The organism is Rhizobium sp. YTUHZ044 (assembly GCF_051123975.1).
Lineage (GTDB): Bacteria > Pseudomonadota > Alphaproteobacteria > Rhizobiales > Rhizobiaceae > Rhizobium.
This window is the reverse complement of record NZ_CP101426.1, coordinates 1,149,934-1,171,712: the sequence shown is the minus strand read 5'-3', so window position 1 is coordinate 1,171,712 and position 21,779 is coordinate 1,149,934. Positions and strand designations below refer to the sequence as shown.

Below are 21,779 nucleotides of genomic sequence, written 5' to 3'. Positions count from 1 at the left end.
CGATTTTTCAGTTGAACAAACAATCGGGCGATTGCGTCCAAGGTTTCAAACCAACAGGACAACTATTTCTCTGCACTCCAAAGAGAATTGTTTTCTTCGCCCGAGTAAAGAAACAAAACGTTTAAGCTTATTCACCTAAAGGCGTACCTACTTATGACGACTTACACCCTGGTTCACGTCCTCCACCAGCATTGGTGGCAAGCTCACACCTTCCGCACCCATTGCCGGGCCTACGCCGGAGACAGTGATTGTTTCCATACATTTAGTGGCTCGTCGCAAAACTGACATGTAACAACAGAGACTATCTTGCAGGAATCCCAGTAAGACCTAAGTCTACACTCAGGCTTATCTTCCCGTTTTCATCCCGTTATAGAAGTTGTGCTGTACTTAGCCTATATTAGCTACTGTAACGTTCCGCGAATTGTGGTATTCGATTCCTACTTTAGAGTTTCCTAAGCCCCCGTATTGAGAGGGGTCGGTACTCGGGTCGTAGTGAAGCGTAACGTGTTAGAGGGAGGGTGAAGCTGTGAATTCAGCACTTATACCGAATTTGGACCTCAGGCAGGAGAACGTAGCTCTTCCCCTTAAGTTAGAAAATAACGAGCACGCACCTGCAAAGTCGGCAAGGCAAACTCATTCGCTTGTTATTCTCGACAATCGTGAGCTCGATCGCCAATGCCTGGCGCAATGCATGGCTGCGCAAAAGGCGGATTTGCAGATCCTGGCCTTTGGATCCATTGAGGAGTGGAAGCAGAAGCGCGACGAATACGCTCCGCTTTCGGCGATCCTTTTGAACGTCGGCGGCAAAAAGGTCGATGAACCGGCCGTTTCGGAGCAAATCCGGAAGCTTTCGTCGGAATTCGCTGCCACACCCCTTATCGTATTGGCTGATAGCGACGATTTCGGCCAAATCGTCAGGGCTCTTGAGTATGGTGCCAAAGGGTTCATACCCGCCTCAGTCAGCGTCAGCGTCTGCATGGAGCTAATCGCGCTGTCGGTGGCAGGAGGAATATTTGTGCCTGCAAGCGCCCTGTTCGCCATGCGTCACCTGCTCGACTCGAGCAACTCGACCGCCCACCCGCTCGCCGGCATATTCACGGATCGTCAGGCAGAAGTGGTGGAGGCGCTCCGACGCGGAAAGGCGAACAAGATCATCGCCTATGAGCTCAATCTCCGAGAAAGCACGGTGAAGGTGCATGTTCGCAATATCATGAAAAAGGTAAAAGCGACGAACAGAACGGAAGTCGTGTTCAAGCTCAACGATCTTTTTCAGAATAATCTTTCGGGCGGGTTAGCAGCACACTGACGGATGCCAATGCGGTCAGCCGATCAGATCCTGCTCCGCATCGCGAGCACATTCTCTCTTAAAACATCTCGGTGGATGCATGGAAATACGCCGAGTCGATGATCTAAAGCGTGCCGCGATCTTTCGGATTCGCGTGTCACGCTTCAGGTCTTTGTTTTCCGCAATTGCATTTTCCCCACAGCTAATTGCCGGTGCCCACAGGATGCTTGGAAAGCGCCGTTCGAATCCTGCGCAACCGCGCTTTCTGCGAATGAGGGATAAGACCCCGCGCAAGATGCCAGAGATATCGGAACTCCGGCAGAGGCGGCACATTTGGCCTCAAGCCATTCAGGCGCAGTTTGATCATCAGGCCGTCGATGCACGAATAGAGTCGCAGGCGCCAGCCAGCACCAGGTTTGAACTGCGGAGGTGCCACTTTCTCGCCACCGCTTGCGCTAAGCGGAGCATGACGAAGAATATTTGCAAGATCTGGCTGCCGGCACCGTTCAAGAATCTCGGCGAACCATCCAAACCACTCGGTGTCGGTTCGGTCGAAAAGCTGATGAATGCTTTTTCGATCCCGGCCATGCCTTCCCAAGGCGACCCCATCGGCTGAGCGAGCGAGCTGCGCGATGACGAGGCGCGCGCGCCTGAATTCGTCATGGGACAGAGATGGATAGAAATCTTGCAGCTTCCGCGCCCGTTCAAACTGGCCTCTGCAAATCAAAGCAAGAAGGAAGTAGGCCCATTCGACCGGATCCGGATCGAGCGCCCCATATTCGATGATGGTCACCTTGACCAGATCCACCAGAAGATCACAGGCGCGGTCGGCGTCGCCCTCCTGTAATGCGCAGATGGCAAGGCGGAATTTCGCTTCGGGCAAGTAGGATACGTAGTCGAGACAGCTGAGGTAGCGGTGCTTGGCCTCCTCCACCCTGCCCTGCTGGAGAAGCAGGTCTCCCTGCTTCAGCAAGGTGCGATCGCATGCTTCCCCGACGATATGGACGCTCTCTTGCTTTGAGATACGCCTGACCTTTGTAAGATCGCCGAAGGGGCCGGACTGGATGATCCTTTCGCCGAACTGCAGGCTCTTGTTCAGCGTGAACCACTGATATACTTGCGGCCTGTGGCTCAACGTATGACGCGAATGGATCAGGCTGAAACCGGCTGTCGTGATACGTCTTAGTTCGTCAGGATGGGCAAAAAGATAGTCCAGTCGCTCGACTACATTGCTGCCGTCAACAAAGACACAGTTCTGCATGTCGACAAAGCCGGCCGCCTCCACGGCTGCCGTGCGTTCTGTCACGAGACAGGCCTTTGCCCCGGGGATCTCAAAATGCTTGCGCACGACCTCGCCGCCCATAGTGCCGCATGTGGGGACGACGAAGCTCGCGTTCAGCGCGCGCGCATAGGCTTCTCCAGATAGGAGCTGGGCGGCCAGCTTGCTCTCATAGGCGTGTTGCGGCGAGACCAGGCAGGGGTAACGGTCGCGGATCGTCGGAAAGACCATCTGTCGCCAGGGATAAAGACCATAGGCCTGACCCGTGAGCGTGACCGGGATGACCTTTTGCTGCCCATAGTCGCGGTAGACTTCGGGATCGATGAAATTTGGCCAGACGAACAGATTCTCCCTCATTGCCGGCATATATTCCGGCGCCATGGTTGCGATCGCGAAATAGGTCTCGATGCCCCAGTGCTCCATGTCGGAAAGAAAGCCGGCGCGTCGATCGCACCACGCATCGGCGTTATGAAGACCGAGCTTCGGAACGGCGAGATGGGTATTGGTGTTTGTGATTTTTATCCGACGTGAGCCATGCGACCGGTAACCGCTTTCAAATAACGTCAGATCCGGTTCGTACCTGTCGCATATCTCTGCATAATCGCAGTCGCGATTAACGACGAAGACATCGAAATGTGTTGCAAGACATTTGACCTGCTGCTGCATGTGCAGCAGCAGGTAACTGGCCGCGTTCGCGTTGGGCTGATGGTCCCATTGAAAAAAAACGAGCCGCGGCTTTCGATGATCGACTTTGCTGTTCATGTCCCTATCGAATGGCTTCAGGAGCATTGAGTTCGACGCCCGGTGACGCCAGATGCGGATATGCCTCTTGCCAGGAGTGGGCGCTGAGTTTGTTCGTTACTCCGCCAGAAAGCTTCCACTCGAAATAAGCGATCGTCCTCTCAAGCCCCTCGCGAAGGTTCACCTTCGGATGCCAGCCCAGTTGTTGCGTCGCGCGGCTGATGTCGGGCTTGCGTTGTGTCGGATCGTCAATCGGCAGAGCCTTGTAGACGATGCCGGACTTCGATCCGGTCATTTCGATCACCATTTCGGCCAATTCACGGACCTGGAATTCTCCGGGATTGCCGAGATTGATCGGGCCCGTAACCCCAGCGGGGGCGGCCATCAAACGGATGAAGCCGTCGATCAGGTCGTCCACGTAGCAGAACGACCGAGTTTGCCTGCCGTCGCCGAAGATGGTGATCGGCTCGTTGCGAAGCGCCTGAACGATGAAATTGGAGACGACGCGGCCGTCATTCGTCTGCATCCGGGGACCGTAGGTATTGAAGATCCGCGCCACCCGGATTTCCACGCCATATTGACGATGATAGTCGAAAAACAGCGTCTCGGCACACCGCTTGCCTTCATCATAGCATGCCCGCGGGCCGATGGGACTGACGCTGCCGCGATACTCCTCGGGCTGCGGGTGAACCGCCGGGTCGCCGTAGACCTCGCTCGTCGATGCCTGGAAGATCTTCGCTTTGGTGCGTTTGGCCAGGCCGAGCATATTGATCGCCCCGTGCACATTGGTCTTTACGGTCTGCACGGGATCGTGCTGGTAGTGGACCGGAGATGCCGGGCAGGCAAGATTGTAGATCTCGTCGACCTCCACATAAAGCGGGAAGGTGATGTCGTGGCGGAGTATCTCAAAACGAGGATCGTCAAGAAGGTGCAGTACGTTATCGCGCGAACCGGTGTAGAAATTGTCCACACAGAGGACGTCGTTGCCCTCTCGCAAAAGCCTTTCGCACAGGAATGATCCCAGAAATCCGGTGCCGCCGGTAACCATGATTCGCTTGTATCCGTGCATTGATGTGCTCCGTTGTTGATGTTTGCCCGCAAGGGTGAAAACCATCTCAGCAAGCTCCCTTGCCTTTCAGAACCGCAGGAATTGTGCTGAGAAGAATGTGCCAGTCGAACCACAGGGACCGATTGTCGATGTAGAACTCGTCGAGTTGCTGCTGCAGTTCGATATCCGCGTTGCTTCGTTCGGATATCTGCCAAAGCCCCGTTAGCCCAGGTGTTACCGAACGCCGCTTGACACGAAACTCGCTATCCATTGCCGAGAGGTGATACTCCGGGAAGGGGCGCGGTCCCACGAAGGACATCTCTCCTGCAATGATGTTCACCAACTGCGGGAGTTCGTCGAAACTCGACGCGCGAAGGACATGCCCGATCACCGGCAGGATGCGCGGGTCCTGCCGAAGCTTGAAGTGGTTCGACCACTCGGCTTGTATGGCCGGATTGTCCCGGAACAAGGTTTCGAGGCGCTGTTCCGCATCTCTGTACATCGTTCTCAGTTTCAGGACGCGCACCGGCTTGCCAGACAAACCTTCCCTGGTATGTCTGAAGAAGACGGGCCCCGGATCGATGGCATAGATCGCGGCGGCGGCAACCAGAATGCAGGGCATAAGCACCAGCGTCGCAGGGACGGCGATCACGAGATCGAGGACTCGACGAACCAGGTTCGTGCCTGCCGATCTCCCACCGACGGCCAAGCGAACACCGATCTCTCCGCTGACGTCTGCCGGTCGCAATCCGGTTATCTTGAGGTTCGGCGTGTCGGAGAGGAGGATGACTTCGGCGAACTGCCGACGCATCGTTGCCAACTCGGCGATAAATGAACCCGTATCGTCAGCGATCAGGGCAATCGACGGCCCATTGTCGAGAAATACTTCCGAAGTATCGGGAGAAGAGACTTCCGGCCGAATGCCATAGTGCCAATGCTCGGAGAAATACGCCACAAGCGCAGGGATACGATTGCGGGCACCAATGATCACTGCCGGCTCACCCCAGATACCAAGCCTCCAGGACAGTCCTCGTGCGGCCCCCCGCATAACAGGTTGAACAACCAATCCGAGGCCAAGGAAGCCGATGATCGGAAGCAGCAGTCCTAACCCTTCCGGCAGAAGGATCGCACCAAGCGCTGCGATGACGGCCACCTTGAAGGACGCTGTCGTTCGGCGGCGCAGATGTTCGTGGTCGTGAAGCCGATATCCGGGATAGAGCGCGTTCGATGCATAAAGAACGATTGCTGCCAGTGCTGCGAGGGCGAAAGCGCGCTCCGGCACCATATTCTCCGAACCGTGCGGAAGAAACGGCAGCAGAACAAGATAGGCTATCAGATAGCTTGCGATGTCGCCGGCGACCAGAAATGACGAAGCAGCAAGCCGAGGCAACCTGCGCCTCAATGGAACAGGGATATTCAGCCCTGCCCGCTTGTTGAATTCGGCGGCCGGCGTGGGGCTTGCCACTGATGGGACGGAGTTTGCCGCCTTCCGCAGGTCGGACGTGATTGCTGACGACGCAAATAGGGACATGATCGCTTCACACCTTTGCGGCTGCTGTTTTTGGCGCGCTCGATCCAAAAACCTCGTCTTCGATCGGAAACTTCCGAAGCCCCAGCCTCTGGAATGCTGTCAGTGAGATGAAGGTCGGCACGACGAGCGCGTAGCGCCGCCACAGCCGTCGCGGTTCGCATAAAAGACGAAAGGCCCATTCAAAGCCGCTTCTTTGAATTATCCTCGGAGCCTGCCGCTTGAGGCCGGCGTGGAAATCGAATGCAGCTCCGACACCGATGAGCATCGAAGCTTCGAGACGGTCGCGCATGCGCGCCATCCAGAGTTCCTGCTTGGGACTGCTGAGGCCGACCCAAATAATATCCGCACCCGACCGGTTGAGCCGGTCTGCGATATCAGCCTCCTCTTGCAACGACAGCTTATGAAAAGGCGGTGCATAGGTGCCGGCGATCTGCGCCTGCGGGAATCGTGCGAGAAGGCGCGCCTGCAACTGCTCCAGCGTCTCGGCTGTTGCGCCATAGAGGAAATGGCGCAGACCTTTGGATATTCCGGCCTCGAAAACAGACAACATCAGGTCAGGTCCGTAGACCCTGTCGCTTTCCGAATGGCCAGCACGCTTCAACGCCCATACCAGTGGCATGCCGTCGGGGGTTACGAGGAACGCCCGGTTATGTATCGACCGCAGCTCTGGATCATCTTGACATCGCACGACACCGTGGGCGTCGCGAACGCACACATATTCCCTCCTGCCGTCTTCGATGCCCTTTTGAATAAAACCGGTCGCGCTTTTAAGATTAACTGCCGAAATGCGAACACCAAGGACATTAGTCCATCCCAAAGAGTCCTTTTGTTTAAGAACTGAAGCTTGGATTCTGTCTGCTGTTTGCTTTCTCATGACCTGCGCTTTCGCGATCTAAACTGTCATCAGAATATGCCGGCAGCGCGATTGTCTCCATACTTTCAATTCCAACTATTGGACGTAGAAGACACTTCATATTCCTACGCCTTCGGCCCAGATAAGTTACAATGTTCGAAGTAAGGCGACGTACCCCCAATGCCTGCCACGTTGCTCTTTTTGATGAGTGCGATCCCGAAAGAGCTGTTTGACCTTCACAAAGCCGCGGAAGATAGTCACCCTCGCGTCCAGGCTGGGGTGGTTTGCGCGAATAAAGCGGGGGGAAATGGCCAACCCAATAGGCGAGATGGCTGGCGAGCCTTCAGAGCTGCCCGAGAAAACCAATCAGTTGCAGAAAAACTTGAGTTCTATTGGGAATATCGCCATCAGAGGACACTGAACCCTGATCAGGTGGAACGCTTATGGCTGACTATCAAGCAACGCCGAAGTCGCGAGGTGGGTACTCGGGGCGGGCTCGGCGGCGGCGGGCCGAGCATGGTTTGGATGATAAGACACACCCACAAGGAGCGCGCACACGACGTGGTCGAGCAGTTTCAAGCTGCCATGGCTGAAAGCGCTATGGTCCGTCGCGCCGCCGGTTTCGTTACTCGGGGTGCGACGCCACGCTCCCGATGTCGATCCCGGCCTTCTGAAGATCGCCTAGACTGCCAAACTCTCCTGAAAGCATGATCTCCGGGTGTATCCTGAAGCTCTTGTCGTTCAGATTGCCGCTGTAGCGGTTGCGCGCAAACTGCACCGATCCGAGCTTGTGGTCCGGCACGTAAATGTATGCTGCAAGCCCATTGCCGCTCTCGACCGAGACGATATTGTCCTCGATGCGATTGGGGCCTGCCCAAGGGGGATGCCACCCCCAGCCCGTACCGTCATCGACGCGAAAGGCAGCGCCAGACCCGCCTGTGATGACGTTTCCTGTCACCAGGTTGCTCCAGCCGCCGTTTATGCCGATCGCCGATATGTTATCCGAAAGCGTATTTCCTTCGATGCGCACTCCACTGGCCTTGCCGTCGGTATAGATCGCCCAACTTATAGGAGAAGGCCATTCACTGGTATTTTCGTATCCGGGAGGCCAGAATGTCCCATCGACCCTGTTCATAAGCTGACCTGTTCCGGTGACGAGATTATAGCGAATGCTGCTGTTCAAAGGATCGGCCTGCTCACCCATCATCTTGATGGCGCCGCCATCTGCCGTTTGCTGATTGGCGTTGCGGACCACGTTGTGTTCGATGACCGCATCATGAACTGCGTCCTGAGGTCCCCATAGCGAGCCACCGGCAATACCGAACTGAGCCGCGTTTTCGATGAGATTGTGAGCGATCCTGACATTGTCGGCAGCCTGGAACCATATCCCGGCCGTTTCGAAATAGACCCTGCCGATGTCCTGGATGTGGTTCGACAGGATTGTCGCACCGTCCGATTTGAGGAAAGTGCCGTAGGTCGTGCCAACATAAATCCCGTTGCCGGCCACATCCGCAATCTCGTTGCCGGCAATCAAGACATCCTTGCTCTCGGAAACATGGATGCCGACGCCGACATTGTCGATGGAGTTGCCGAGCAGCCGGACGCCGTCCGCCCGCTCGATCCGTATGGCGCCAAAGCTCCTGGTGTCGGTACCGAACTTGCCGCTACCGCGCGGGTCCCCTTCCCGGAACTGAAGCCCTGATACAACCATCCGGTCGGCTCCATCCAGCCTGAAGAATGTCGGCAGGATACCGGCGACAGCCGTAGATCTGATTGGCAATCCATCGGTTGGGAGGTAGACGAGTTGCTCCCCAGCGCGGTCATACCACCACTCGCCGGGAGCATCGAGCAGGGCCGCCGCCCCGGCAAGGAAATAGCGGCTGCCTTCCGCGGTGAAGAAATAGGCAGTGCCTCTGGTGTTGATGGCCCGGTTGGCGGTATCGATTGAAACCACAGGGAGGGTGTCACTGCCCCATTGGCTGCCGGGGCGAAAACCACCGACAATGTGGGTGACAAGCCCCGCTGTATTTTTGGAGATCGGAAGATCGCCGGCATGGAAACAAAAACGCGTGTTGCCATGCCATATGTCGTCGTCCTCAGCGCACTTGGCCGCAAAAAGCCATCCTTTGCGCGGGTCTCCATCGAGCGGAGCATTGGGAAAGCGGGCCTGCGTCTGGAGCGCCCCGTTGACGAAAAGGTCGCCCAACTCCCTGCCTGGAGGCAGCTTCAGCGACGCCGTCCATCGGCCATCGGCCTGTGCCGTCCAATTGCGTATAAGCGGGCCACCGTGCAGAACCGGCGCTTCGTTGCACCTTGCAGCGATGACCAGGCCCGCGTCGCGGGCGTCGAAGACTATCGGTTCAGCGAGATAATAGTCCCCCTTGCCTATTGCGATCGTGTTTTCGCGGCCCTTCTCACGCGCAGCGTCCCGAGCTCGCTCGATGCTGGCAAAAGGACCATCGGTACGCTGAGGATTGGCTTTGGGAAGACGCCCACTCCAACTGTCTTTGCCATCGGGAGAAACATAGAATACCGCCCGGGGCGCGGATGTGCCCGTCAGTACTTTGCTCAGAGAAGTCCCCTTCAGCCTGTCCGAAAAGGTCGCCGGCGACGCTTCCGCGCAAGTCGCTTCCCTGAGCGCTGCCTGCAGCCTGTCGGGCGCATCTGCGTCCGGACTCACTGCGGCCAGGTTGCTCGGCTGCGGAAAGAGCGAAGCAAGCAGAAAGCTCAAGATCGGTGCGAAGCGCAGCCTGATCAAATCTGCAGCTCCGCCGTTGTGCTGCCTGCCGAGGCCCGCAGTTGCTGGCCGGGAGCCGTCGAAACAACGGGCTCATATAGAGAGAACATGATGATGCCCGACATAAACAGAACGAAAATCGCATCATTCTGGATCAGGAAGATCGTTTCGGTCAGATTCATCACCAAAATCACGACTGTAAAGACATTCAACCAGAGCCAGCCATAATGCGGATCGCGGCATTGGAGGACCGCCCCTTGGCGCAAGGCCTGCAAAAGCATCAGAGCGAACAAGATCATTCCGCTTATTCCGAAGTTCAGCAGCGTGTCGCGGAATCCGTTATGGGCGTGGGGAGCCATCCATTGGATCCTCGACCAGATAATCCAGGCCTCGGGGTTCGCCTCTGTCCAAAAGGCCTGGTAGCCGAAGCCGAGCAGCAGGTGATCGGCGATCTGACCATCGACCAGCTCCCATAAGGGCACTCGGCCCGTCAAAGTGGCATCCTTGCCAAGCGCCTCCAGGAATGGAACCAGGAATTCGTGAAGCAAAAGGAGGAGCCCAACGAACATTTGAACAAAAAACAGGACGAAGACGATGCGGCTGATGCCACCGATCCGCCGCAACAGGGAATAGAACCCGATCAAGCAATAGGCCGATGCCGTCGCAATGATCGCGGTCATCGATCCGGAGGCCACGAGACAGGCCCCGCCCGCGATCAAGAAAAGCAAGGCGGTTCGCCGTAAACCCCGGTTACCGTCAATTAAAACGGCCGTCGACACCAGTATCATCATGGCGGCGTACCAACCGAGACTGTTCTTGTGGATGAATATGCCACGCACGGACCCGTCCATTGGCATGCGAGCGAGACTCGGCGACGCCACGAAGACCAGAAGGCTGAGGACGATGCATGTTCCGAAGGTGGCAAATGCCAGGAGAAGCAACTGCCGTGGTGTGAAGCGTATTGCCAGCACGTAAGCCAGAAGCACTGTAAAGAGCAGGCCGATGGCGCGCCTGAATGTCGTTGATGGGCCCACCGACCAGAAGACGGACACAAACGGCATGGCGACCATCAAGGGGACAAACCAATTTCGCTTGAGCGCCGTTAGAAACAGCGGAAAATTCCTTACCAGCATCAAGAATGTAAAGCCGTATACGGGCAGGCAAAGCAGACGCAATATAGACCTGGCATGATCGCCAAGGGCTGCGTCGGCGTCCGCCAGCATGAGCGGGAAAAGGGCGCCTGTTTGAAGAAAAAGGCAAAAGCCTGCGCCCCAGCACTCTATCGCTCGCCAACTGACGGTCGGCCCATTCGCGGCTCTAAGCATATAGGCTCTCATTATCGGTCCCGATTTGACTGGACAGATGAGAGGCTGTTGGTCGCGGCAATTTGGAAAGACATGGGTCCCCTTTCACAGCTGCGCTGCTTACCAACGAACATCCCGCCACCTCCCTAGTCAACCGACGCAAACGAAGGCGGAGCTAAGCCTAACGCGCGTACCCACCGTCCAAGGACGTTGTTTGGGTTAAGCTCACGGTCTACGCCTCCCCCAAAAGTTGGTGCCTGGGCAAACGGCATTGCCCATAAGAGCAGATGTCACCCGTGACCAATCGCCGGTAGCTTGACGATGAAAACGAACCGCGAAGCACGCCGCGCTAAGCCGCAGTCGGTGGTGAAGTGAGGCAATAATTTCTGGCGCAGCCGGCAGTTGGCAGGTGACGCTCGGAAGGGTTGGGATTTTTATGGTTCTGCGTCATGGTCCTGGTTTCGTATGCATTATAACGGAAGCGTCACGCGTTGCGGTGGTGACCCTACGAGCTCAGGGCGCAAGCCTGATCGCGCGGAATGATGCCTGTCCGCCTCCCATCCCTTTCCATGAAATCGCGTTGCCAAACGAACGAGCGTCCGCAACTCCGGCGTACCGATGTGTCGCGCAGCAACGCGCTTGAGAGGGGGTGTCATGGAGCGGCCGACGATCAGCGTCCTCATCAACAACTACAACTACGGTTGCTTCCTTCCTCGGGCGATCGACAGCGCCCTGCGCCAAAAGGCGTCTAATGCCGAAATCATCGTCGTCGATGACGGCTCGAGCGATCAGTCGCGCTCGGTTCTGGAAGGATATGAAAACCGGGTGAAGGTGCTCTTCCAGGAGAACCGGGGACAGGCCGCCGCCATCAATGCCGCTGTGAAGGCAAGCAGTGGCGAAATCCTCTGTTTTCTCGATGCCGATGACTGGTGGGCGCCGGGCAAGCTGTCGGCAACAGCCGCTGCTTTCCAGTCGAATCCTCATGCATCGCTTGTTTATCACCGACTGCAGCCGACGCAGATCGATGGCTCAATAGCCTTCAAGCCAATTCCTCGGACCTTGTGTTCGGGAGATTTGTCGTCACGGCTTGCGAGATCGGCCGGCTGGTGGCCCTTCCCACTGACATCAGCCATCGCTGTAAGACGTAGCGCGTGGGATGCGGCAGGAGATATTCCCGAACAGTTCCACATTTCCGCCGACGCCTGGCTCGCGGGCCTCTACCCATTTCTGGGGAACGTTGTCGCCTTGTCGGATTCACTCGGATTCTACCGAATTCACAACAATAACTGGTATCGGTCAGTCGATGACGCCGCCATGCTGCGAAAGCGCATGGCCCATTGGCGGACTGTCGTCGAAGTGACGAACCAGTTTCTTTCCGCCCACGATTTAGCGGGAAGGTTGCGTCTGACCGATCACTTTCCGTACCGGGTTGCCTCCGTCAGGCTGGAGGGCGCAGATACACGCACCCGGTTCAGACTTGCTGTTGAAGGGCTTTTTTTCGCCGGAGAACCAAACTTGCTGAGGCGTATGCGCGAGGCATTGCGGACAGCCCGCGACCTTCCTCGACGCGGTCAGGCTGTTGGCTTGTCGGAGTCGGCACGATGAAGGCGCTGATGCTGGTTTCCGAACTCGAAGACTACACCATCTCCTTCGCCAACGGTGTTGCGCAACACCTGCAGGTCGTGCTCGCAGTTCCGCATCGGCGCTATGCCAACCTTGCCTCCGCCTTCGATCCGGCTGTCGATCTGCACCTTTTGGACTGGCCACGGCACCGCTCACTCTCCAACCCCTGGTTCCTGCACCAACTCACGCGTCTCATCCGGACCGAGCGGCCGAACATCATTCACCTTCTGAGCAATTCCACACTCTGGTTGAACTTTGCTGCGCCATTCTGGCGCCCGATCCCTCTGGTGACGACCGTCCACGATGTTGACGTGCATCCCGGCGATTCCGACACCCGCACGCTGCCCGCCTGGGCTCCGCAACTGATGGTGCGGCAATCAGGTCATGTGGTCGTTCATGGTGAGGGGCTGAAACGAATGGTTCTCGAGCGATATTCAAAATCGCCTGATCGCGTCCATGTCCTGTCGCATCCGGCCATTCATCGCTACGCGGAGCTCGCTCGACAGCACAAGCTGACGCGGCGCCACGCAGATGGAACCTTGCGCGTCCTGCTTTTCGGGCGGATATTTGCTTACAAGGGATTGGAGCATCTGGTCCGCGCCGAGGCGATGCTGAAGGACCAGCTCCCCAATCTGCGCATCACGGTCGCCGGCCGCGGCGATGATCCCTGGATCTTCCAGCCCCTAATGGGCGAAGCCGGCCGCTATGATATTCGCAACCGCTTTATCGAGGATATGGAGGTCGCCCAGCTTTTTCTGGATGCCGATATCGTTGTTCTTCCCTACACGGAAGCCTCGCAAAGCGGTGTCCTCAACCTTGCCGCGGCATTTGGCAAACCGGTCATCGTGACCGACGTCGGCGAATTACGCGACACCGTTCTACCAAACGGACTGGGAATGGTGGTTCGGCCAGGGGACGTCGAACAGCTCGCCAGTGCCATCCGGACACTGGCGGAAAACAACGAATTGAGAAGCAGCTTAGGGACCAGCGCGCTCGCCTGGGCCACAGGTCCGAATTCGCCTGAGCAGGTCGGCGCAAAGGCTGCGGCCGTTTATCGTGAGGTGGTCGGAGCATGCGGATGACGGCGCTCACGGAGGGGAATCGGATAGCAGTGCGGAATGCAGCAACGGTCCGCCACTATGTCCCGGGTGGTTGCGAGAACGGCGGCGGAATCGGCAGGCTGGTCGGGTATATATCGAGCACCGCCAGGGAGGCGGGCGAAACGCACCTTGTCACAGATACCAGAGGGCGTCGCTGGTCCCTGGTTACGTCGCCGATGCGCCTGCTCGGCGCCATCTTGATGATGGCCAAGGATCGGATAATTGCTCCGGCACGCATTCACCATATTCATGTCGCGGGTCGCGGCAGCACCGCAAGAAAACTGATCCTCACCGAGGCTGCCCGCCTCCTCGGGTGCTCTCACATATTGCACCTGCACGATTACGACTATGCGAGTGACTTTGCCGCGCGCTCGCCACGTCAACAGATGCTCATACGCCGGATGTTTCAACATGCCGACCAGGTGGTAGCACTGGGTCAGCGCGACCGCATGACGCTGACGACGCTTCTCGGCGTGGACGAGCGCCGCGTGGCCGTCATCCGCAATTGTGTTCCCGACCCCGGGGCGCGCAGTGTTCACGTCGGCAAGATGCCGTTGATCGTCTTTCTCGGCCGATTGAGCGAACGCAAAGGCGTTGGGGAGCTTCTGCTTGCCTTAAGTCATCCGATTATGAAGGAGCTCCAGTGGCGGGCCGTGCTGGCCGGCGACGGACCCGTGGAAGACTACCGACGCCAGGCCGCAGCCCTGGGCCTTTCAAATCTGGTGAAAATGCCGGGCTGGCTCGGCGCCGACGAGGCGCAAGCCTTGTGTGCACGGGCAGATATCCTGGTTCTGCCTTCGCATGCCGAGGGCTTGGCAATGGCTGTGGTCGAAGGGCTCGCCCACGGGCTTGCGGTCGTTACCACGCGCGTCGGTGCGCATGGCGAAGTCATCTCCGACGGTGAAACGGGCGTCTTCGTGCCTGTCGGAGACAAGGATGCCCTGGCTGCGGCGCTGGCGAAACTCGTCAGCGATCCGGAAATCCGCAACCGCCTCTCGGCCAAGGCCCGGGCTCATTATCTCAACCAGTTCAGTATGAGGGCCTACATGCGATCGCTGGAAAAACTCTACGACGCCGTCTCCGCGCAACCTCAAACGTCGGTTGGTGAACGATGACCATTTCAACTATCCCGCCAGACCGCAACACCTCGCTCTCGTCGATGCGCTACGACCCCCGGTTTCAGGTGGAAACCAGTTCGGACGACTTCGATCTGACATCGGGCTTGCGTCTTATCCGGCGAAGGATGGTGATGATCGTGGCTATCATCACGCTGATGATGGCGATTGCCGCTATCATGGTTTCCGGGTTGAAGCCGAGTTTTCATGCCGAGTCCCGGCTGATTATCCACACGCCTCTGGCGACGAAGCTCGGCCCTGAAGATTCCGGCCGCAACGATCCGCTGGACGCCACATCGGAGACCGAACGACTTCTTTCCAGAAGCATTGCAGAGCGGGTCATCCGCGACCTGAGGCTCGATGAGTGGCCGGAATTCAATCCGGCGCTGCAAGAGACCTCGCTCATCGACAGGATGCGAGCAATGTTGCGCGGTCTGGTCGACAGAGAAAAACCATCCTCGCCGGTACGAGACAGCATCGAGCCAATCATCCCGAATTACTACAAGGCATTGCGCGTATGGCGCGATGGCCAGGGTGACGTTATTCAGATCGGCTTCGATGCGAGCGACCCCCAACTGGCAGCCTCGGTCCCGAACCGGCTCATCAGCATCTATCTCGAAGAGCGGAAGGACAGTCTGCGTGGGCGCCTGGACGCGGCAGAAGAATGGGTTCTGCAGCGCATCGCCGAACAGAAAGACCGTGCTGCGGCGGCACGCGACGCCGCCGACGCGTATCAGAAAACTATGGACGTCGTCTCAAATGACGACGATCAGGTCGAACAGATCAAGTCGATAATGGAGCTGGGCGAGCGACAAACAAAAATCGAACAAGGCCGCGCTGAAGCGAGAGCAACGATATCTGCAATGGAAGCGGCTGACGACCTCTCGCTCGCCCTGCAGAATATGGTTATTCCCGACAGCATTGGTGCAATGCAACGGGAGCTTCGTGCGCAGGAGCAAGATCTCGAGCGCCTTCTCGAGACCTATGGCAACACGGCCGAAGCCGTGGTCGATATGCGCGCGAAGATCCTTAAATCCCGCACCGATCTCAGCCTTGCGGCCGATCGATATCTTCAATCAGTCCGCGCCAGGCTTGCGGCGCTCGATCATGAAGATGACGCGGTCCGGTCGGCCTTGGCGGTTGCTCATGAGAAACGCGCTCGCTCGGCCCTGGCGCAGACGGAACTGGCGCGACTCCAGCGAATGGCTGACAAGGAGCAAACCGCTCTTGATAAGCTCGACGAGCAGCGCCGCGGCTTGGCTGCGCAAGCCATGCTGCCGGGAGCGGAACTGGAAGTTTTGTCACCGGCAGCAGTGCCGCTGGCACCGCAGGGACGCGGACGGCTTTTCTATCTGGTCGGCGCCCTCCTGGCCTCGATATCGATCGCGGTGACGGCCGCTTTTGTGGTCGAGATGCTGGATAACTCGGTCCGCAGCTTCGATCAGATGGCCGGAATGCCTCGCATAGTGCCAGCCGGATTCATCCCACGCCTGAAACGGAGAGACCGGGGGGGGCCATCCATGCTCTTTGGGGACATTCAAGACGGGATGTTTGACGAAGCAATTCGCTCCGTCATAACTTCGCTCAAACAGTCCAACGGTGGAAAGCTGCCTCACAGTATCGTCGTGACGTCAGCTCACAGTGGAGAGGGCAAGTCGCTCGTCGCCAGATCACTGGCAATCGATCTCGCCGCCAACGGCATTCCGGTGCTGCTCGTTGATGGCGACCTCAGACACGGAAATCTCGACTCGTTTTTCAGGTCCGAGCTACAGCAGGGGTTGAATGAATTCCTGTGTGGACAGGCTGGAATTCGGGACATTATCGATCACCATCCGAGCGGCATCGACTTCATTCCGGCCGGCAATGCCACTCTCCATCGGCGCGCCCGCGTGACTGATGCGGCTGACATCGTCTCGATCGCCGCCTCACTGGGCCAAGTCGTCATCTTCGACAGCGCTCCTGTGCTCGCCTCGGCTGATACAATGCATCTGACGGCCTTGGCAGAACGAACGCTCGTGGTCGTTAAATGGGGTAAGACGAGCCGTCGAGCCGTCGAATTCTGCTTGCATCAGCTGAAGACCGCACGAAACGCGGAGCTTTGCGTCGCCATAAACAACGTCAATCCGAAACAACACGCCAGATACAACTTCAGCGATTCAGAATTGTTTGTGAAGTCCTTGCGGAAATACCACGAATTCACATGAACAACGGCAGCATCACGCCTGGTTCAGCGAAGCAAATCACGGAGGGCTGTCGTGAAGAATAAAAACAAGGTTGCGCTTATTACGGGTATAACAGGTCAGGACGGTGCGTATCTGGCCGAGCTTCTCTTGGGGAAGGGCTATATTGTTCACGGCCTCAAGCGACGCTCTTCGTCCTTCAACACCAGCCGCATCGAGCATCTATACGAGGATCCGCACGTCGAGAATCCTCGGTTCATCTTGCATTTCGGGGACATGACCGATTCAACGAATCTCATCCGTGTGATTCAGGAAACGCAGCCGGACGAGATCTATAACCTCGCGGCACAGAGCCACGTTCAAGTCTCCTTCGAGACGCCAGAATATACGGCCAACGCGGATGGAACCGGCACACTTCGACTACTTGAAGCAATTCGCCTCCTGGGACTGACCAGGAAGACGCGCTTCTATCAAGCGTCCACCTCAGAGCTCTACGGCAAAGTTCAGGAAGTCCCGCAAAGCGAAACGACGCCTTTCTACCCTCGATCGCCCTACGCCGCGGCCAAGCTCTACGCCTATTGGATCGTGGTCAATTATCGCGAGGCCTATGGCATGCACGCCTCGAACGGCATCTTGTTCAATCATGAAAGTCCGATCCGCGGCGAGACCTTCGTGACGCGCAAAATCACCCGGGCGGCGGCTGCGATCCATCTTGGACTGCAGGAAAGGCTCTATCTCGGCAATCTGGATGCCAAGCGCGACTGGGGGCATGCGCGCGAATATGTCCGCGGGATGTGGCTGATGCTGCAGCAGGACGAACCGGAGGACTATGTCCTTGCGACCGGTGAAACGCACTCGGTCCGTGCCTTTGTCGACAAGGCCTTTGCCAAGGTGGGCATGCCGATTGATTGGCGTGGGACCGGAGTTGAGGAAAAGGGGTATGACAAGTCATCGGGTCGGTGTGTGGTGGAGATTGATCCGGCTTATTTCCGCCCGACTGAAGTTGACCTTCTTATCGGTGATCCAACGAAGGCGCATACGAAGCTTGGCTGGAAACATGAGACCAGTCTTGATCAGCTGGTTACGGAGATGGTCCGCGAGGACCTGAAAGTCATGGCACGAAATGTTCCGGCGGTAAGTGTAACCAAAGGTTTTGCCTATGCCTAAGGTGATCTACAGCCTTGCCGGAAAAAGGGTCTATGTCGCGGGGCACCGCGGCATGGTTGGCTCTGCGATCGTGCGCCGTCTTGTTTCCGAGGACTGCGAGATTCTAACCGCCACCCGCGCCGAGGTCGACCTCAGACGGCAGGAGCAGGTAGAGGCCTGGATGAGCAAGAATCGTCCCGACGCTGTCTTCATGGCTGCTGCGCGGGTCGGCGGTATTCTCGCGAACGCTCACTATCCAGCCGATTTCCTTTACGACAACCTGATTCTTGAAGCGAACGTCATCCACGCAGCCCATAGAGCTCAGGTCGAGAAACTGATGTTTCTCGGCTCATCTTGCATCTATCCGAAGTTCGCCGATCAGCCGATCGTCGAGGATTCACTTCTGACGGGATCGCTTGAACCAACGAACGAGTGGTATGCGATCGCCAAAATTGCCGGATTAAAGCTCTGCCTTGCCTATCGCAAACAACACGGCAGGGATTTCATCTCGGCCATGCCTACCAATCTTTATGGTCCAAACGACAATTTTGACCTCGGATCAAGCCATGTCATGCCGGCACTCATACGCAAGGCGCATGACGCCAAGGTCAACCAGCAGCAAGAGATGTGCATCTGGGGCACTGGCGCACCGCGCCGCGAATTTCTTCATGTTGACGATTGCGCCGACGCCTGCCTCCATCTCATGAAGACCTATTCCGCCGAAAGTCATGTGAACGTAGGTTCTGGCGAAGACATTACCATCCTCGAACTGACACGCCTCGTCTCGGAGTCGTTGGCTTTGAAGGCAAGATCACGCACGACCTCGCCAAACCAGATGGCACGCCACGTAAACTCCTGAGCGTCGACAAGCTTCGCACTCTCGGCTGGTCTCCGAAGATCGGTCTGAAGGAGGGCATCGCCGACGCCTACCGCTCCTTCCTTGATGGGCATTATCTCGAACGCAGCAACACGAGTTTATCCGGCGACGTGATCGCTCAAAGCGACGTCAGTTGTGAGAGAGCTAAGGCTTCGGCGCTGCACTAACAGGTTTTTGTCTCCGACAGCGCCCATGCTCTCACGGTACGGTGATGCAACCCGTCGCCCCTGATGAATACAGCACGCTCCTGTTTTCCATCTGATGCACTCCGTTATCGCGCAACGACTGCTGACGTCTGCGCGGCAGCTTTGAGCCCCTCGGCACCGGAGCCCCTTTGCGCCAACGCAAAAAGCCCGGCTCGAGAGCCGGGCTTTCCTGATCGACCAAAGTCAGACCAGATTAGAACGAACGCTGCAGGCGGAAGTAGCCCGAGGTAGAGTCGTCAGCGTCTTCCGGATCGAGGTACTGAACCGAAGCCTTGGCGTAGAAGTTGTCGACGATCTGGTAATCAACCGTCAGACCAACCTTCCAGGCATCACCACCGCTGAAGTCGTCGCCGGAGACATAGTAGTCGCCGTAGTACTGGACGCCGGGGGTGATCTTGAGCTTGTCGGTTGCCTTGATAGCGTATTCGGCAGCAACAGCCCATTCAGCTGCGGAGTAGTAGGAGTTCGGGCCGGAAGAATAAACGGCAGCGAGGCCGAGCGTGCCGGGGCCGATGTCAACCGTACCCATTGCGCGGATAGCGCCGTCTTCGTTGTCGAAGTCCCAACCGCCGGTGAGCTGGTAGCTGAAGGCACCTGCCTTGCCGCCGAGACCGAAGGCAACGCCGACGTTGTTCGGGCCTTCGCCAGACTTGTAGAAGCCATCTTCCAGTTCGTCGACGCTGAGACCAGCGTAGAAGTCGCCGCTTTCGTACTGATAGCGGATGGAGTTGTGCAGCGTTACGATCGAGCCGATGTCGTCGGTTTCACCCGAAAGACCATCGTCCCACCAGCTGTAGAAGAGACCGGCGCGGAAGCCCGCGACGTCGAGGTAAGCGGAGTCGAGAATAGCTTCCTGGTCGGAGGCATTGTCAGCATTGAACTGCATGACGATGACGCCGGTCAGCGGACCATACTCGGTGTCGCTCTTGGCCGTGAACTGAACCTGACCGCGGGTCTTGGCATCCCAATCCGAATCGTTGCTGGCCGAGCCATTGAGCGGCTGATCACCAACGTCGACCTGGAAACGGATGTAGCCTTCGATCTTGAGGCAAGTTTCGGTGCCGGGGATGTAGAAGTAGCCGGTGCCGTAAGCGTCGCAGACGCGAACATATTCAACCGGTTCCGGCTCAGCAGCAACAATAGCGTCAGCAGCCTGAGCACCGGAAACTACTGCGAGAGCAGCAGCGGAGCCGAGAAGAAGGCTCTTGATGTTCATAAATGACCTCCAATTCAAAGTTTCGATCGGGTTTGGGATCTTTCGCTGAGCAGCGTTCCCTGCCCCATCCCCGTGTTTCAAGAAGTGGACGATCCGTCGCCCTTGCTTCCGAGGGTGAAAATACAAGACGGCGACCGTCACGCAATCACCAACTTACTCGAATGGGTGGTTTGCGGGAGCCTTCCCGACATTCTGTTGCCGAAAGGACACAAGTCGGGCAACCGGCCCCGATTTCCTTTATGTTTTGTTAAGAAAAGCCTGATTTTGCGGCTGCTTAGCGGAAATCGACAAAGAGCTGGACAGGCGCCTTCCGACGCATTCGCGACACCTTTTTGACAAGATCCGGCAGTTGCGGGAGAGATGACAGCTCCCGAAAGCGTAACCGCACGTTCACGGATCCGCTATCGCCGCTGCCTGAGGCAGAAGGGCGAAACGTGATTCCCGCCGACGATTCTCTCTCGTCGAGACGAAACGATTCTCCCTCGCGCGACTTGGGGGCGATAGCCGACTAAGCGGCCGTGATTCGCCAGCAGAAGATAAGACTTGGATGCGCTGCGGAAATCGAAATGGCGGAGAAGATGGGATTCGAACCCACGATACGCTTTTGACGTATACTCCCTTAGCAGGGGAGCGCCTTCGACCACTCGGCCACCTCTCCGGTGCGGCCCTGATAGGCGGAAACAGTTTGGCAATCAAGCGTTTTTTGGAGATTTTCGCCGAATGGCCGTTTTATCACCTATGCAGGTTCTTGCAGTTAAAAGCGGAACGTCGCGAGAACGAGTTGTCACAAACGGCACAAATTTGGCACAGGCGGTTCTAAAGATGTTCCGTCCTTAGCAGGCCGCTCATTCCGGAACCCTGCGCCCTTGAGCGATAGCCTCCTCGAACTGCCGCTGGCGCAACATCTTCACCTCGTTCTGAAGATCCTTGATAACGTCTGTCGCCCCATAGATGCCGCCGACCTGCTGCCGCAGCTCATCGATGCGCCGGCTGAGTTCGGTGATCTCACCATCTCGAGCGTGATTTCTCTCACTCCATTCGTTCCGGCTGACGGTAGTTGCGCGGAGGTCATTTACGGACTCCTCCTGCCGCTTCCTGTCTTCAGCCCCGCGTTGGGTGCGCCATTCCATTTCGTTCTGCGATACCGTCGTCTCGGCCAGACGCGCAAGAGCCGTTTCCAGTCGAGCGGTATTGTCCTTTATGGGCTGCAGCGAGAGAAACCCGAGGCCGGCGAGGATCGTGATGACGACGCTCAGAGCGGCGAAGATCACAGGCCAATGGGTTTTCCCGGCGCTGCGCAGTTCGTTCGACAAGGCCGCCAGGTTTGCGTTTACGCCTTGGAACCCGGTGTTCATGTTGGATCTGAGATCCACAATGTCTTTGCCCTGGTTCTCTACCCGCTCCGATAGCCTTGCCCATTGGGCCAGGGGATCGAATGGTGTTCCGCCGTTCGCGCTCATTTCGTCCGCCATCCTGCTCTAACCCGCCTATGCCCTGCATGCCATTTACTGCTTAGGAACGTTTCGACTGGCATAATC

Annotated in this window: 14 protein-coding genes, 1 tRNA gene and 1 pseudogene; 7 read left to right on the top strand and 9 right to left on the bottom strand. The window is 57.4% G+C overall.

Going from position 1 to position 21,779, the window contains the following annotated elements; genetic code table 11:
• Window positions 1-526: 526 nt before the first annotated feature.
• Window positions 527-1,306: a response regulator transcription factor gene (locus NL154_RS05830; protein WP_210628508.1), complete on the top strand. Its 780-nt coding sequence runs from the start codon at window positions 527-529 to the stop codon at window positions 1,304-1,306.
• A 181-nt stretch (window positions 1,307-1,487) separates the two neighbouring features.
• On the opposite strand, the gene NL154_RS05825 is transcribed toward NL154_RS05830, so the two are convergent.
• The 6 genes from NL154_RS05825 to NL154_RS05800 form a co-directional block, all read right to left on the bottom strand.
• A complete protein-coding gene (locus tag NL154_RS05825) occupies window positions 1,488-3,326 on the bottom strand; it encodes a glycosyltransferase family protein (protein ID WP_221164577.1) in 1,839 nt (612 codons plus the stop codon).
• Between the two features lie 4 nt (window positions 3,327-3,330).
• The gene (locus NL154_RS05820) at window positions 3,331-4,374 is read right to left on the bottom strand and encodes a UDP-glucuronic acid decarboxylase family protein (protein ID WP_434734150.1); all 1,044 of its coding nucleotides are present in this window, start codon (window positions 4,372-4,374) and stop codon (window positions 3,331-3,333) included.
• Window positions 4,375-4,420: 46 nt separating this feature from the next.
• Entirely contained in the window at window positions 4,421-5,884 is a 1,464-nt protein-coding gene (locus NL154_RS05815) for a sugar transferase (protein WP_210631662.1), read from the bottom strand.
• Window positions 5,885-5,891: 7 nt separating this feature from the next.
• Complete coding sequence (locus tag NL154_RS05810; RefSeq protein ID WP_210628510.1) at window positions 5,892-6,758, bottom strand: WecB/TagA/CpsF family glycosyltransferase; 867 nt, start codon at window positions 6,756-6,758, stop codon at window positions 5,892-5,894.
• Window positions 6,759-7,362: 604 nt separating this feature from the next.
• On the bottom strand, window positions 7,363-9,492 hold the full coding sequence (locus NL154_RS05805) for a right-handed parallel beta-helix repeat-containing protein (RefSeq protein WP_434734149.1): 2,130 nt from the start codon (window positions 9,490-9,492) through the stop codon (window positions 7,363-7,365).
• Entirely contained in the window at window positions 9,492-10,811 is a 1,320-nt protein-coding gene (locus tag NL154_RS05800; RefSeq protein ID WP_434733776.1) for an O-antigen ligase family protein, read from the bottom strand. The genes NL154_RS05805 and NL154_RS05800 overlap by 1 nt, the downstream gene beginning before the upstream one ends.
• Before the next feature lie 621 nt (window positions 10,812-11,432).
• Here NL154_RS05800 and NL154_RS05795 point away from each other — a divergent pair.
• The 6 genes and pseudogenes from NL154_RS05795 (at window position 11,433) to fcl (ending at window position 18,986) form a co-directional block, all read left to right on the top strand.
• Window positions 11,433-12,383 (top strand): glycosyltransferase, encoded by a 951-nt coding sequence (locus tag NL154_RS05795; RefSeq protein ID WP_210628512.1) that lies wholly within the window; start codon window positions 11,433-11,435, stop codon window positions 12,381-12,383.
• Window positions 12,380-13,483: a glycosyltransferase family 4 protein gene (locus NL154_RS05790; RefSeq protein WP_210628513.1), complete on the top strand. Its 1,104-nt coding sequence runs from the start codon at window positions 12,380-12,382 to the stop codon at window positions 13,481-13,483. The genes NL154_RS05795 and NL154_RS05790 overlap by 4 nt, the downstream gene beginning before the upstream one ends.
• Complete coding sequence (locus tag NL154_RS05785; RefSeq protein WP_221155883.1) at window positions 13,474-14,616, top strand: glycosyltransferase family 4 protein; 1,143 nt, start codon at window positions 13,474-13,476, stop codon at window positions 14,614-14,616. The genes NL154_RS05790 and NL154_RS05785 overlap by 10 nt, the downstream gene beginning before the upstream one ends.
• Window positions 14,613-16,820: a GumC family protein gene (locus NL154_RS05780; RefSeq protein WP_221147337.1), complete on the top strand. Its 2,208-nt coding sequence runs from the start codon at window positions 14,613-14,615 to the stop codon at window positions 16,818-16,820. Before NL154_RS05785 ends, NL154_RS05780 begins: the two co-directional genes overlap by 4 nt.
• Window positions 16,821-16,871: 51 nt before the next feature.
• Window positions 16,872-17,963 carry a GDP-mannose 4,6-dehydratase gene (gene gmd, locus NL154_RS05775; RefSeq protein ID WP_210628516.1) on the top strand — a complete coding sequence of 364 codons (1,092 nt, stop codon included), beginning with the start codon at window positions 16,872-16,874 and terminating at the stop codon, window positions 17,961-17,963.
• Window positions 17,956-18,986, top strand: a pseudogene (gene fcl / locus NL154_RS05770) (GDP-L-fucose synthase). Before gmd ends, fcl begins: the two are co-directional and overlap by 8 nt.
• Window positions 18,987-19,218: 232 nt before the next feature.
• Here the strand turns inward: fcl and NL154_RS05765 are convergent.
• From NL154_RS05765 to NL154_RS05755, 3 genes are all read right to left on the bottom strand, one after another.
• Window positions 19,219-20,241, bottom strand: a complete 1,023-nt coding sequence (locus NL154_RS05765; protein WP_434733775.1) for a porin — start codon at window positions 20,239-20,241, stop codon at window positions 19,219-19,221.
• A 567-nt stretch (window positions 20,242-20,808) separates the two neighbouring features.
• Window positions 20,809-20,899, bottom strand: a tRNA-Ser gene (locus tag NL154_RS05760).
• A gap of 187 nt (window positions 20,900-21,086) precedes the next feature.
• Window positions 21,087-21,701, bottom strand: coding sequence for a hypothetical protein (locus tag NL154_RS05755; RefSeq protein WP_434733774.1), 615 nt, complete (start codon window positions 21,699-21,701; stop codon window positions 21,087-21,089).
• Between the last annotated feature and the right edge of the window lie 78 nt (window positions 21,702-21,779).

Coding starts and splice junctions, on each gene's coding strand:
- NL154_RS05820 (WP_434734150.1), bottom strand. CDS start 4,374: ATGCACGGATACAAGCGAATCATGGTTACCGGCGGCACCGGATTTCTG.
- NL154_RS05800 (WP_434733776.1), bottom strand. CDS start 10,811: ATGAGAGCCTATATGCTTAGAGCCGCGAATGGGCCGACCGTCAGTTGG.
- NL154_RS05810 (WP_210628510.1), bottom strand. CDS start 6,758: ATGAGAAAGCAAACAGCAGACAGAATCCAAGCTTCAGTTCTTAAACAA.
- NL154_RS05790 (WP_210628513.1), top strand. CDS start 12,380: ATGAAGGCGCTGATGCTGGTTTCCGAACTCGAAGACTACACCATCTCC.
- NL154_RS05825 (WP_221164577.1), bottom strand. CDS start 3,326: ATGAACAGCAAAGTCGATCATCGAAAGCCGCGGCTCGTTTTTTTTCAA.
- NL154_RS05780 (WP_221147337.1), top strand. CDS start 14,613: ATGACCATTTCAACTATCCCGCCAGACCGCAACACCTCGCTCTCGTCG.
- NL154_RS05755 (WP_434733774.1), bottom strand. CDS start 21,701: ATGAGCGCGAACGGCGGAACACCATTCGATCCCCTGGCCCAATGGGCA.
- NL154_RS05795 (WP_210628512.1), top strand. CDS start 11,433: ATGGAGCGGCCGACGATCAGCGTCCTCATCAACAACTACAACTACGGT.
- NL154_RS05815 (WP_210631662.1), bottom strand. CDS start 5,884: ATGTCCCTATTTGCGTCGTCAGCAATCACGTCCGACCTGCGGAAGGCG.
- NL154_RS05765 (WP_434733775.1), bottom strand. CDS start 20,241: ATGAACATCAAGAGCCTTCTTCTCGGCTCCGCTGCTGCTCTCGCAGTA.
- NL154_RS05785 (WP_221155883.1), top strand. CDS start 13,474: ATGCGGATGACGGCGCTCACGGAGGGGAATCGGATAGCAGTGCGGAAT.